This window comes from Christiangramia fulva, assembly GCF_003024155.1.
GTDB lineage: Bacteria > Bacteroidota > Bacteroidia > Flavobacteriales > Flavobacteriaceae > Christiangramia > Christiangramia fulva.
On the sequence record NZ_CP028136.1, the window covers coordinates 460,373 to 474,232 of the forward strand.

The 13,860-nt window shown below is 41.0% G+C and carries 12 protein-coding genes; 6 read left to right on the forward strand and 6 right to left on the reverse strand.

The features are described 5' to 3' along the window. Nucleotides 1-103 precede the first annotated feature (103 nt). The 4 genes from gcvP to C7S20_RS02290 all read left to right on the forward strand — a co-directional run bounded on the left by gcvP (nucleotide 104) and on the right by C7S20_RS02290 (nucleotide 5,543). Nucleotides 104-2,953: an aminomethyl-transferring glycine dehydrogenase gene (gene gcvP, locus C7S20_RS02275; RefSeq protein WP_107010960.1), complete on the forward strand. Its 2,850-nt coding sequence runs from the start codon at nucleotides 104-106 to the stop codon at nucleotides 2,951-2,953. 114 nt (nucleotides 2,954-3,067) lie between these two features. Next, nucleotides 3,068-4,126: a 3-oxoacyl-ACP synthase III family protein gene (locus C7S20_RS02280; RefSeq protein ID WP_107010961.1), complete on the forward strand. Its 1,059-nt coding sequence runs from the start codon at nucleotides 3,068-3,070 to the stop codon at nucleotides 4,124-4,126. Between the two features lies 1 nt (nucleotide 4,127). Further along, entirely contained in the window at nucleotides 4,128-4,649 is a 522-nt protein-coding gene (locus C7S20_RS02285) for a class I SAM-dependent methyltransferase (protein ID WP_107010962.1), read from the forward strand. Nucleotides 4,650-4,694: 45 nt separating this feature from the next. Further along, nucleotides 4,695-5,543, forward strand: a complete 849-nt coding sequence (locus tag C7S20_RS02290; RefSeq protein WP_107010963.1) for a glycosyltransferase family 2 protein — start codon at nucleotides 4,695-4,697, stop codon at nucleotides 5,541-5,543. A gap of 2 nt (nucleotides 5,544-5,545) precedes the next feature. On the opposite strand, the gene pafA is transcribed toward C7S20_RS02290, so the two are convergent. Continuing rightward, nucleotides 5,546-7,177: an alkaline phosphatase PafA gene (gene pafA, locus C7S20_RS02295; RefSeq protein WP_107010964.1), complete on the reverse strand. Its 1,632-nt coding sequence runs from the start codon at nucleotides 7,175-7,177 to the stop codon at nucleotides 5,546-5,548. Nucleotides 7,178-7,291: 114 nt separating this feature from the next. Here pafA and C7S20_RS02300 point away from each other — a divergent pair, with 114 nt between their 5' ends. Together C7S20_RS02300 and C7S20_RS02305 are read left to right on the forward strand one after the other, a co-directional pair. Continuing rightward, a complete protein-coding gene (locus tag C7S20_RS02300) occupies nucleotides 7,292-8,029 on the forward strand; it encodes an MlaE family ABC transporter permease (RefSeq protein ID WP_107010965.1) in 738 nt (245 codons plus the stop codon). Nucleotides 8,030-8,031: 2 nt separating this feature from the next. Next, nucleotides 8,032-8,796: an ABC transporter ATP-binding protein gene (locus C7S20_RS02305; RefSeq protein WP_107010966.1), complete on the forward strand. Its 765-nt coding sequence runs from the start codon at nucleotides 8,032-8,034 to the stop codon at nucleotides 8,794-8,796. A gap of 8 nt (nucleotides 8,797-8,804) precedes the next feature. Here C7S20_RS02305 and C7S20_RS02310 read toward each other — a convergent pair whose 3' ends face one another. From C7S20_RS02310 to C7S20_RS02330, 5 genes are all read right to left on the reverse strand, one after another. Beyond that, nucleotides 8,805-9,896 (reverse strand): mannose-1-phosphate guanylyltransferase, encoded by a 1,092-nt coding sequence (locus tag C7S20_RS02310; protein WP_107010967.1) that lies wholly within the window; start codon nucleotides 9,894-9,896, stop codon nucleotides 8,805-8,807. A gap of 3 nt (nucleotides 9,897-9,899) precedes the next feature. Further along, nucleotides 9,900-10,499, reverse strand: a complete 600-nt coding sequence (locus tag C7S20_RS02315; protein ID WP_107010968.1) for a SprT-like domain-containing protein — start codon at nucleotides 10,497-10,499, stop codon at nucleotides 9,900-9,902. Next, nucleotides 10,500-11,180 (reverse strand): SDR family NAD(P)-dependent oxidoreductase, encoded by a 681-nt coding sequence (locus C7S20_RS02320; RefSeq protein WP_107010969.1) that lies wholly within the window; start codon nucleotides 11,178-11,180, stop codon nucleotides 10,500-10,502. Continuing rightward, nucleotides 11,177-12,145: a M28 family metallopeptidase gene (locus tag C7S20_RS02325; RefSeq protein WP_107010970.1), complete on the reverse strand. Its 969-nt coding sequence runs from the start codon at nucleotides 12,143-12,145 to the stop codon at nucleotides 11,177-11,179. The genes C7S20_RS02320 and C7S20_RS02325 overlap by 4 nt, the downstream gene beginning before the upstream one ends. Nucleotides 12,146-12,207: 62 nt before the next feature. Further along, nucleotides 12,208-13,857 carry a pyruvate dehydrogenase complex dihydrolipoamide acetyltransferase gene (locus tag C7S20_RS02330; protein ID WP_107010971.1) on the reverse strand — a complete coding sequence of 550 codons (1,650 nt, stop codon included), beginning with the start codon at nucleotides 13,855-13,857 and terminating at the stop codon, nucleotides 12,208-12,210. Nucleotides 13,858-13,860 lie beyond the last annotated feature (3 nt).

Below are 13,860 nucleotides of genomic sequence, written 5' to 3' on the forward strand. Positions count from 1 at the left end.
TGCAAATCAGCTTAAAATCTTAACAACTACAAGTCGCTCAAATTGTAAAATTTTAGACTGAAATTACGTATTTTCGCAGCACAAAAACACAACTGAAATTTAAATGAGAACAGATTCTTTTGCACTGCGCCATATAGGTCCAAAATCTGAGAATTTACAGGACATGCTGGACACTATTGGAGTAGAATCTATCGAGCAGCTTATATACGAAACTATCCCTGACGATATTCGACTTTCGAAGCCCCTGGACCTGCCCAGGGCCATGAGCGAAAATCAATATGCCGAACATATCAAAAAACTTTCTGAAAAGAACAAAATTTTCAAAACCTATATAGGCCTTGGCTATCACCAGGCAATACTTCCAGCGGTTATTCAAAGGAATATACTTGAAAATCCGGGCTGGTATACGGCCTATACTCCATATCAGGCTGAAATTGCCCAGGGTCGTCTCGAAGCTTTGCTAAATTTTCAAACTATGGTAAGCGATCTTACCGGCATGGAAATCGCCAATGCTTCTCTTCTTGACGAATCTACTGCTGCTGCTGAAGCCATGGCGTTGCTTCACGCTGTTCGTGACCGCAAGCAAAAGAAAGATGATGTAAACAAATTTTTCGTTTCTCAGCAGGCGCTTCCTCAAACTATTAATTTGATGGAAACCCGTGCAAAATTCCTCGGGATTGACATGGTTGTTGGAGATCATGAAGAATTTGATTTTTCTGAAGATTATTTTGGAGCACTAATTCAGTATCCGGGAAAATTCGGACAGGTTTTCGATTATGCTGAATTTGTAGAAAATTGTAAGAATTCAGGAATAAAAATCTCCGTTGCAGCTGATATTTTAAGTCTGGTAAAACTTAAGGCTCCCGGTGAACTGGGAGTTGATGTGGTTGTGGGAACTACGCAGCGTTTTGGAATTCCGTTGGGATATGGAGGTCCGCATGCCGCTTATTTCGCTACAAAAGAAGAATATAAAAGGAATCTTCCCGGAAGAATAATTGGTCTGAGTAAAGATATGGATGGCAACAACGCCCTTCGTATGGCCCTTCAAACCCGGGAACAACATATAAAACGCGACAAGGCGACTTCAAATATCTGTACCGCGCAGGTGCTTCTCGCTGTAATGGCCGGAATGTACGCGGTGTACCACGGGCCAAACGGACTTCGTTATATCGCCGATACCGTACATTCTTATACGAATACTTTAGAGGAAAAGCTCGCTGAACTTGGTTTTGAACAATTGAATTCAGCTTATTTTGATACGCTTCATCTAAAAGCCGATTCTAAAAAACTGAAGGAAATTGCCGAAAGAAATGAGATCAATTTCTTTTATCCTGATGCTGACAGCGTGTGTATTTCTATAAATGAAACCACAACCACCGATGATCTTGATGCGATCATCGCGGTTTTTGCCGAACTTGCCGGAAAGGAAAAATCTTCGGTGGAAGAAATTTCAAAGAAATCGGCTATTCCTGAAAAGTTGGAGAGAAAAACCGATTTTCTAACTCATGAGGTTTTCAATCTGTATCATTCAGAAACAGAATTGATGCGCTATATTAAAAAACTGGAGCGCAAAGACCTTTCCCTGAATCATTCCATGATCTCGTTAGGTTCCTGCACGATGAAACTAAATGCCGCTTCAGAAATGCTTCCGTTAAGTAATCCGCAGTGGGGAAATCTGCATCCTTTCGTTCCCGTAGAACAGGCCGAAGGTTACCAGATCGTGCTGAAAGAGCTTGAAAAACAGCTAACTGAAATTACCGGTTTTGCGGCAACTTCCCTTCAGCCAAATTCAGGTGCGCAGGGAGAATATGCCGGATTAATGGTGATTCGGGCTTATCATGAAGCCAATGGTGAAGGTCACAGGAATGTTTGTTTAATTCCATCTTCAGCCCATGGTACAAATCCCGCTTCTGCAGTAATGGCCGGTATGAAAGTGGTGGTGACAAAAGCTACTGAAAACGGAAATATCGATGTAGACGATCTTCGCGAAAAAGCGATCGAACATAAAGATAATCTTGCCGCATTAATGGTTACCTATCCTTCTACTCATGGTGTTTTCGAATCGGCGATTAGAGAAATCACCAATATCATTCATGAGAACGGCGGACAGGTTTATATGGACGGGGCAAATATGAATGCCCAGGTAGGTTTGACAAATCCGGGCCGAATTGGCGCTGATGTTTGTCACCTCAACCTTCACAAGACCTTTGCCATCCCTCACGGAGGTGGCGGACCCGGTGTGGGACCTATTTGCGTGGCCGAGCAGCTAAAACCATTTTTACCCGGAAATCCGGTGATCAAAACAGGTGGCGATAAAGCCATTGGGGCAATTTCATCAGCTCCCTGGGGTTCTGCGCTCGTTTGCCTTATTTCATACGGCTATATAAAAATGCTGGGCACCGGTGGATTACAAAAGGCTACAGAATATGCCATTCTGAATGCCAATTATATCAAAGAAAGACTAAAAGGCCATTATAAAACGCTTTATTCTGGTGAAAGAGGTCGTGCTGCGCATGAGATGATCGTAGATTGCCGGCCTTTTAAAGAAAAAGGAATTGAGGTTACCGATATTGCCAAAAGGCTGATCGATTATGGCTTCCACGCTCCTACCGTTTCTTTTCCGGTTGCCGGGACCATCATGATCGAACCTACCGAAAGTGAAAGCAAACCTGAACTAGACCGTTTTTGTGATGCGCTCATCTCCATACGCCATGAAATTGATGAACTCTCGGGCAATAATGATAATAACGTATTGAAGAACGCACCACATACTATACATATGCTTACTTCAGACGAATGGAATCTTCCATATTCCAGAGAAAAAGCGGCCTATCCTTTGGAACATTTACATGACAACAAATTTTGGCCGAGCGTTAGAAGAGTCGATGAAGCTTACGGAGACAGGAATTTAATGTGTACCTGCCCTCCTACTGAAGAATATGCTGAAGCTTAAATACCAAAAAGGGCCTGTTGAAAAACAGGTTTTTTTCCTATGAAAAATAGCGAATTTTAAGTTATATTTAACATGATTTAATTAAATTGTATAACTAACAATAATGAAAGTCAGATGAATTGCAAAATCACCGGAACCGGTAGTTACATACCAAATATTATCACTAAAAACGCTGACTTTGACAAACATGAATTCTACAACACTGATGGCACTAATTTCCCTCATGATAACGAAACTACCATCAGGAAATTCAAGGCCATTACAGGAATTGAGGAAAGAAGGTATTTAAGTGAAAACCTGAACACATCAGATATTGCTGTTCTTGCAGCTCAAAAAGCTATTGAGGATGCAAAATTAGATCCCGAAACCCTTGATTATATCATTGTGGCTCATAATTACGGAGATGTTAAAACCGGCTCTGTTCAGAGCGATACGGTGCCCAGCCTGGCGACCCGGGTTAAATCTCATTTAAGGATTAAAAATTCCCGATGTGTTTGTTATGATGTGCTTTTCGGGTGCCCAGGATGGATCGAAGGTATGATACATGCCCAGGCGTTTATCAAAGCGGGCATGGCAAAAAAATGTATGGTAATTGGCGCTGAAGCTTTATCGAGAGTGATCGATAAACATGATAGGGATTCGATGATTTTTTCAGATGGGGCCGGGGCAGCGATCCTGGAAGCCACCGAAGAAAAAGGCGGGATCCTTGCCCATGAATCGGCTACACATTCTTTTCAGGAAGCGGAATATATTTATTTTGGAAAATCAAACCGTTCGGAAGCTTCGGAAGATGTACGGTATATAAAAATGCATGGCCGGAAAATTTATGAATTTGCCTTGATGCACGTTCCTAAAGCCATGAAAAGCTGTCTTGATAATAGCGGAAAATCTATTAACGACCTTAAAAAAATCTTTATTCATCAGGCGAATGAAAAGATGGACCAGGCAATTATAGACAGGTTCTACAAACTTCACCAGACCAAAGCCCCTGAAGATGTTATGCCCATGACTATTCATGAACTTGGCAACAGCAGTGTGGCGACGGTTCCAACTCTTTTTGACCTCGTTCGAAAAGGCGGAATTAAAAACCAGAAGTTGAATAAAGGAGACGTTGTGATGTTTGCCAGCGTGGGTGCCGGAATGAATATTAATGCCATTACCTACCAGGTATAAAATGTACGAAAACACCTTTCCGGAAAAGCGCTTTCAAAAAACACTTGAATTCCTTCAGGATTCGGTGAAACCACCGGCTAAGATCCTGGATTTGGGAGTGAAAAATCCCTTTTCCAAAATTATGTCGGAAAATGGTTACAGCGTCACGAACACTTCCGGAGAAGACCTGGACGAAGATTTTACATCAGTCCAGAATGGAGAATTTGAAGCAGTAACAGCCTTTGAGATATTCGAACATTTAATCGCTCCTTATAATATTCTGAAAGAGATAAAAGCACCTAAGCTGGTAGCCAGCGTTCCCTTAAAATTATGGTTTTCGCCTGCTTACAGAAGTAAAACCGATAAATGGGATCGGCATTATCACGAATTTGAAGATTGGCAGTTCGACTGGTTGCTGGAAAAAAGCGGCTGGGAAATAAAAAAAACCTTAAAATGGACAAATCCGGTAAATAAAATTGGAGTTCGTCCACTACTAAGAAAGATCACTCCCCGATATTACGCCGTTTACGCAGAGCGCAAATAATTTTTCTAAAATCATATCTTAGCTTCACATTTAAAAAGCATTTTCTTGAAGGTCTATATTGTCATTCCGGCGCATAACGAGGGAAATTTTATTGCACAATGCCTTCAGTCACTTGTTTCACAGACTCTTTTACCAACCAGATTAGTAGTGGTTGATGATCATTCTACCGATAACACCGCTGAAATAGTCGAAGAGTTCAGCAGGAAATTTGATTTTATTGAGCTGGTAAAAAATGAATCATCAGCCGAACATGCCCCAGGAAGTAAAGTGATCAATGCCTTTTACAAAGGCTACTATCAGCTTGACGAAAATTTTGACGTGATCTGTAAATTCGATGCCGACCTTATCTTTCCGAAGAATTATCTGGAAAAAATTGTACAAATTTTTCAGGAAGATCCAAAAGTAGGAATGGCAGGAGGCTTTTGTAGTGTGAAACACAATAACAAATGGATTCCCGAGAACTTAACGGGGAAAGATCATATTCGAGGCGCTTTAAAAGCCTACCGGAAGCATTGCTTTATTCAAATAGGTAAATTGAAACCCGCCATGGGCTGGGACACTGCTGATGAACTTCTTGCAAGATTTCATGACTGGAAAGTAGTAACCGATGAAAAACTTTTGGTGCAGCATTTGCGTCCAACCGGAATGAATTATTTTGAACATTCCGGCCATAAACAGGGCGAGGCATTTTATCGTTTACGCTACGGACTTTTGCTAACAGTCATTGCCTCGGGCAAATTAGCCGTAATGAAAATGAACCCATTTGCATTTTTGCATTATATCACCGGTTATTTCAGGGCTAAAAGTAAAAAACGACCTTTTCTGGTTTCGGTAGAAGAAGGTCGTTTTATAAGAAAACTGCGCTGGGCCAATATTAAAAAGAAACTGGTCTAAGCTTATTTTTCAAGTACTTCCAGTAATGGCTTTCCGGTAGCGGCACTAGGGAAAGGAATACCCAACAGGCTTGAGATGGTTGGCGCGATATCAGGAATGAAGCTCATTTTAACTGTCGAGCCCTTTCTGATCCCTTTTCCGTAGAAGATCAAAGGCACATGAGTATCATAATTAAACGCGCTTCCATGCGTAGAACCGGTTGGAGAATAAACAACATAAGAAGGATCTAAAACAAAAACCACATCACCACTTCGTTTTTGATTAAAACCATTCTGAATTAACGCTCCCACTCCTTTTGTGAAAGAGCCGGCAGTAAGTTCTTCCCGCGTAAAAACTTTATAGATATGATCCTGTTGCAACAAATAATGTGCTATTTTCTCTTCTACATCAGATAATTCGAGGCCTTTTTTCGCGATTTCATCATAATTAAGAAATACCTGGGAATTAGAAATATTCGCGATCAGGCTGTCACTGTCAAATTCCTTTTTTACAAATTCATCCAGGTTCATATTGTTTTTTGTCTCCTCAAAATAACCTGAAGGAACGCGTTGTGACTGAAGGTAAGAAGGAACATCTATGGCTCCGTGATCTGCGGTTAAGAAAAGGGTGTAATTTCCCGGTCCCACCTGCTTATCGAGAAATTTTAAGAATTTCGCGAGCGTGAGATCCAGCCTTAGATAAGTATCCTCAATTTCCTTGGAATTAACTCCGAAATTATGGCCCACATAATCGGTGCTTGAAAAACTTAAGGTAAGCACATCAGTGATATCATCCTGCCCAAGTTGCTCACCTTTCACGGCTGCTTCAGCGAATTCTTCGGTGAGGTCATTCCCGTAAGGAGTAGATTTAAGAATATCAAATTGTCCATTTTCAGGAGCCAGTTTTTTAAGATCATAAGGAAATACCGCTTTTTCCTTTCCGCGGAAACCACCTTCAAAGTTGTTTTCGTCGCTTCCGCTTTCAGTATAAACAGAAATATCTTTTAAAGTATTCCAGGTCTTCAAATACGATTTTGCCTTTCCTGAATTATTGAAATCCTTTACCCATTGTGGTAATTCCTTTAAATAATAAGAACTGCTTATCCAATTAGCTTCTTCGCGGCCGTTAAACCAGTAAGCTGCATTGGCAGAATGTCCGGCGGGCAAAATGGAGGCCCGATCTTTAAGAGAAACCCCAATGGTCTTCCCCCTCATTTCGGTATATAATCGGTTTTCATCTGCAAAAGTCGAACTTTTCATACGATGCGGGGACATTTCTCCTGCATCGCTGGTAGTTCCTACAGGGCTGACCGATCCATCACTTACGCAATAAATGAATTCCTTGGAAAACTTATCATACCAGTTATTGCTGATGATCCCGTGATTCATTGGCGTGGTTCCTGAAAAAACCGAGGCGTGGCCCGGGCCGGTAGCAGTAGGCACATAGTTAAAATGATTGTTTTTAAAATTAAAACCATCATTCACCAATCTTTTAAATCCCTCTTCTCCATACTGGTTCCAGAACCTGGAGAGATAATCATACCTCATCTGGTCAACAACAATGCCGACCACAAGTTTAGGTCTGGTATCGGGAATTTGGGCCTTTACTGAAAAAAAATTAACGAGTAGAAAAAGTGCTATTAAGTAACGTTTCATCAAAAAAGATTTTTATTATGTTCAAAAATACTAAACTTGTGACGCTAAACTTTAATTCAGCCTTAAATACTTTCGCGTGAAATTTTAGTATTTTAGCTTTTCAAAATTTATTGAATGACCTATCTGCACTCGATTGGTGAATATTTTTTAATGCTCAAAGGAGTTTTTGGCCGAATGACCAAAGGCTCCGTTCTAAGGAATCTCATCCTAAAGGAAATCAATGATCTTATCATGGGTTCATTGGGAATCGTTGCATTTTTATCATTCTTTATTGGTGCCGTAGTAGCCATTCAAACCGCGCTTAACTTAAACAATCCGCTGATCCCTAAATCGCTGGTAGCTTATGCTGCAAGACAATCGGTGATCCTCGAGTTTTCCCCTACATTTATTTCTATAATTATGGCCGGGAAAGTTGGATCTTATATCACCTCGAGCATTGGATCTATGAGGGTAACTGAACAGATCGACGCTCTGGAAGTAATGGGTATTAACAGCCAGAATTATCTCATTTTCCCTAAAATCATCGCAATGCTCACCTATCCGTTTGTGATCGCAATTTCGATGTTTTTAGGTATTCTCGGAGCTTATTGCGCAGCTGTTTTTGGAGGTTTTGTCACTTCAGATCAATTTGTAACAGGCCTACAGGATGATTTTATACCGTTTCATCTTACCTACGCCTTTATAAAAACTTTTTTATTTTCATTCATTTTGGCTACCGTTCCCGCTTATCATGGCTATTTTATGAAAGGCGGAGCTCTTGAAGTAGGAGAGGCTGCCACTACCTCGTTTGTCTGGACGAGTGTTATCTTAATTGTCACCAACTATATAGTCACCCAATTACTATTAAGCTGATCATGATCGAAGTTAAAAATTTATATAAATCTTTTGGCGGGCAGGATGTGCTTAAAGGAATCGACTATGTTTTTGAACGCGGAAAAACGAACCTCATTATCGGGGAGTCCGGTTCAGGAAAAAGTGTCTTTCTAAAATGCATGCTCGGACTTTTTAAGCCCGATAAGGGTACCATTGAATATGATGGAAAACCCTATACCACATTTTCTGAAGAAGAACAAAGGGAACTTCGAACCGAAATAGGAATGCTTTTCCAGGGAGGAGCTTTATTCGATTCAATGACCGTGGAAGAAAATGTCATGTTTCCGCTGAAAATGTTTACCAATCAAAGAAGGAAGGAAATGCTGAAACGAGTGCATGAAGTTCTTGAGCGGGTGAACCTTACAGGTAACGATCATAAAATGCCTTCAGAGATCAGCGGTGGAATGCAAAAGCGGGTGGCCATTGCCAGGGCCCTCGTGAATAAGCCAAAGTATCTTTTCTGCGATGAGCCCAATTCAGGACTCGACCCGAAAACGGCCACGGTGATCGATAACCTTATCCAGGAACTTACTCATGAGAACGACATCACCACGGTACTGATCACTCATGATATGAATTCGGTACTTGAGATTGGGGAACGAATAGCCTTTCTTAAAGATGGTGTGTTGGCATGGAAAGGTACCAAAGACGAGATCTTCAAAACCGATGATGAAGCAGTGACAGATTTTGTATATTCTTCAGACCTCTTTCAGCAGGTACGTGCGGCTCAAAACAATGATGATTAGAAGCTAATTTAACCGAGATCCTTACCAAATTTTTCCATTACCTCTTCTCGAAGTTTTTTGATTTCCTGCTCTTCTGATTTTGGAATGATCATAAGAATTTCATCATCTTCAATGATAATCATTTCAGAAATTTTACGTAAAGCAACCACTTTTTTACTGGAGGAAGAAATAATATTATCTTTTGAATCCTGTGCCACAACTCTGGCATTAATTGCAGTATTTCCGTTTTCATCTAAAGGTAATTCCTTTTGAATTGCCGACCAGGTGCCCAGGTCGCTCCATTTAAAATGAACCGGAATCACAAATACTTTCTCCGATTTCTCAAGAATAGCATAATCTATAGAAATAGTATCGGCAAGCTTGTAATTCTTCTGCAGAAATTCTTTTTCATCAGCAGTATTCAAAGATTCAGTTCCTTTTTCAAAAAGCTGAAACATTCCCGGCATAAGCGTTTTAAAGCTTTCAATAATATAGGAAGAACTCCAAATAAAAATTCCTGCATTCCAGGAATAGTTTCCGGCTTTAATAAATTCAGCAGCCTTTTTTAGGCTTGGTTTTTCAGTAAATGCCCGTACCTTTCTCAGCTCGTCCTCACCTTCTTTATCGTATTTTATATATCCATATCCCGTATTAGGAAAAGCAGGTTCCACGCCTAAAGTTACCAGACCTTCGTTCTGCTCGGCAAAATCAAATCCTTTTTGTACAGACGCGATGAATTCATCTTCATTATCGATCCAATGATCGCTGGGAGCGACTATCATCAGAGCATTTTCATTCTTTTTGTGGATCTTCATGGCCCCCAGCAGAATACTCGGAGCTGTATTTCGCATCTCGGGTTCGGGAACAATTTGCTCATCTTTGACAGAAGGCAATTGCTCCTTCACTTTATCTACATATTTTTCATTGGTAAGAATATAAATATTCTCGTGCGGAATAAGACCTGAGAGCCTGTTATAGGTTGTTTGAAAAAGCGTCTCTCCCACACCCAGAATGTCCAAAAACTGCTTTGGATTAGAGGCCTTGCTCGATGGCCAGAACCTGGAGCCTATACCTCCAGCCATTAAAATGGCATAATAATTATCTTTATTCGTTCCGGTCATAGCTCAGGCTTTTAACAGTTGTACTTCAGCATTAGGTTGAAAAAGGTAGATCCTTCCGGTGTCTACCTCCGTACATTCATATCTCTTAATTCTGCGGGCTCCTTTGCGGAAAGTTTTTCCATTATATATTCGGAAAATGCTTCCGGAAGGAATTTCAAAAATATAGTTTTTACCATTCTGCTCATCATATTTTTTTAAGGCTACCGAAAGCTTTGCGTCGGTATCACTGCTGGCACGCGGATTCCTAAAATGGTTCGCAATAAGCGGAAGTAACTCATTAGGAAATATCTCCGGCCTTATAAAAGGCAACATCAAACTGCGAAAACAATGTTTCCATTCTACCCCATGCGGTTTTATTCTCCTGCCGTATTTTTCGAAAGCTATTAAATGCGCCAGCTCATGAATAGTTGTAATCAAAAAACGATATTTATTCAAATTTGCATTTATGGTTATTTGCTGAGAACCGTCATGCAAACGTTTATAATCGCCATGCCTTGTCACCCGTTCATTCACGATCTTGAGATGAACCGAGCTCATTTTAATTAATTCTGATACCGGATGAACAGCATTTGCCGGAAGATATTTTCCCAGAATTTCTTTCATTTACGGAGTACTGTTTGAAACCTGCATTATTTTACCATTATAAAATCTGTTTCCTTTCAGGCTGAAACCCACGATATATTCTGCCATTTCAACCGCTGAAACCGGGGCCTGATATCCTGGGAATGCTTCATTAAGCATTTCAGTCTGGACTGCTCCCAGGGCCAGAGCATTAAAAGAGGGGCCGTTTTGCTTATATTCTTCCGCAAGCAATTCCGTAAGGGTCAGAACTGCAGCTTTACTTGAACTATATGCTGCAAGGCCTGGAAATTTCATACTTCCCTGGATGCCGCCCATACTGCTGATATTGACCACGTGTGAATCACGATCCATGTACGGGAGCAATCGCCTGGTGATCTCGGCAACTCCAAAAACATTGACTTCATAAATATTTCGGAAATCTTCAGTTGAAGTGGTTTCAAAGCTCTTATTGACAAGGTCTCCGGCATTATTAATGAGTATGTCCACCCGTTCCCAATGTTTTTCAACATGCTCAAAGACTTCAGCCATGCTGGCAGTACTGGTAATATCAAAAGAAAAAGCGGTAACATTTTCGATTTTTAGATCCTGTACAGGCTTCTCATTTCGCGAAAGTGCCAGCACATTATGCCCCAATTCAGCAAAAAGGCTTACCATTTCGAAACCCATTCCGCGACTGGTTCCGGTAATCACAACATTTTTCATTGCTCTATTGTTAATTTTATCTCTTTGTTATCTGTCCTGGCCATTTTATGCAGTCCCGGTAGGATATCTTCTATCAAATCAGCCATAAATTCAGGATCAAGATACTCAACTTCGTCATTTACATGATGATAATAAGGATAATTGGTAAAATCAAAAGAAGAGATAGTCTGGGCCGGGATTTTAAAATTACTATAGAAAGGGTAATTATCACTCCTTCTGAATAAATTGTATTCTGAGGCCTGGGGCAAAAATCCGAGTACTTCTTTCCAAGTATAATCGTTGAATTTCTGGGCAAGATTAGATTTATCATATCCCGTGACATAAACCTCATAAGATTTATTTTTCATTGGCACACCAACCATTTCGATATTGAACATGGTGTAAAGGTCTATTCCCTTTTCCTTAAGTTTCTGGGCGAGATGAGAAGATCCTTTTAGCCCAAGTTCTTCCCCCGAAAAAAGAGCAAAAATAATACTCCTTTTATTATCGCTGTTTTTCGCAAATTCTTTTGCGATTTCAAGAACTGAAACCGTTCCGGAAGCATTATCATTCGCACCGTTAGCAATAACATCATCAGCGTCGGGATTAGCTTTCCCAATATGATCGTAATGAGCCCCCACGAGGATGTACTGATCTTTCAATTCTTCATCTTTCCCCGGCAAAACAGCAACCAGATTATAACCGTAAAGATCTCCAACCTGAAAACTGTCACGATAGGTTTCAAAAAATGGCTTTATAGCATAGCTTTTGAATTTTCCTTCAATATAAGCGGCAGCGGTATTGATATCTTCTGAACCGGTTTTTCTTCCCCTTAATTCATCTGAAGCGAGGTAGGTTAAATTAGCGAGCACTTCGTCTTTTGAAACCTGGTAAGATTCTGAATTTGTTTCCTGAGAAATACAGGAAAAATTTATAAAAACACCGATAAGAAGTATAAACGGAAGTTGAAATATATTTTTTCGCATAAGCCTAAAGATAAAAAAATCCCGCGAGTAAGCGGGATTCGATTTTTTATTAAAACTCCTGATTAAGCCAGCATGGTCACAGGATTTTCCATATAAGTTTTCAGAGTCGCAAGGAATGCGGCACCGGTGGCTCCATCAACGGTTCTGTGGTCGCAGGCCAGCGTTAGCTTCATGGTATGACCAACAACGATCTCACCATTCTTCACTACAGGTTTTTCAACGATAGTCCCGACTGAAAGAATCGCCGAGTTTGGCTGATTTATGATGCTGGTGAATTCCACAATCCCAAACATTCCCAGGTTAGAAACGGTAAACGTACTTCCTTCCATCTCTGAAGGTTGTATCTTTTTGTTTCTCGCCTTTCCGGCAAGGTCTTTCACATTGTTCCCTATTTGAGTAAGGGACATCTGGTCGGCAAATTTCAAAACAGGAACCACAAGTCCTTCTTCAACAGCTACCGCCACACCCATATGGATATGTTTGGCATATTTCATACTTTCCCCGGTCCACTGGCTGTTTACCTGCGGATGCTTTCTAAGAGCCATAGCCGAAGCTTTGATCACCATATCATTGAAAGACACTTTCACGTCAGGCATTTCATTGATATGTTTTCTGGATGCCATGGCATTTTCCATATTCACTTCGATAGTGAGATAGTAATGCGGTGCAGTGAATTTTGATTCTCCCAAACGTTTTGCAATGGTCTTGCGCATTTGAGAATTCTTGATCTCTTCGTAGCTTTCTTCCCCGGCAGGAACATAAGGCTGTACCGCAGCCGTAGTTTGTTTTGCAGCAGTTTCCTGAGTTGCGGCAGCAGTTTCCTGTTTTGGAGCAGCTTTGAAATTCTCAATATCTTTCTTAACAATCCGCCCATTTTCACCCGAACCTTTCACTTCAGAAAGGCTTATGCCACGATCTTCGGCCATCTTTTTGGCAAGTGGCGAAGCGAAAATTCGTCCGCCGTCTTTGGCAGCCGATTCGGTTTTTGTTGTTTCAGTTTCAGCAGGAGCCTGAGAAGGTTCTTCGGCTTTAGGTTCTGCAGTAGATTTTTTTGCTTTTTTGGCACCACCGGAAGCCATAATTTTTGAAACATCGGTTCCTTCAGGGCCAATAATTGCAAGAAGGCTGTCCACTTTGGCAGATTCCCCTTCCTGAACTCCAATTTTCAGAAGTGTTCCGGAATAGAAAGATTCGAATTCCATGGTGGCCTTATCGGTTTCAATCTCGGCCAGGATATCTCCCTCTTCCACTTTATCGCCTTCTTTTTTAAGCCAGGAAGCGACGGTTCCTTCTTCCATGGTATCACTAAGGCGAGGCATATTGATTATTTCAACACCTTCCGGAATTTCCCCTTCTTCAGAATCATCTTCTTTTTCGACAGATTCTTCAGATTCTTTTTCTTTAACCTGAGTAGCCTGTGTTTTTTCTTCAGAAGATTCTCCGCCTCCGGCAAGCAAATCACTTATATCTTCACCTTCTTCGCCGATGATAGCGAGAAGTGCATCTACCGGAGCTCCTTCCCCTTCTTCTACACCTATATGGAGCAGCGTACCTTCATAAAAGGATTCAAATTCCATCGTAGCCTTATCGGTTTCGATCTCGGCCAGGATGTCGCCTTCTTCAACTTTATCTCCTTTTTTCTTAAGCCACTTCGCAACCACACCCTCTTCCATGGTGTCGCTCAATCGCGGCATCTTGATAACTTCTGCCATAAT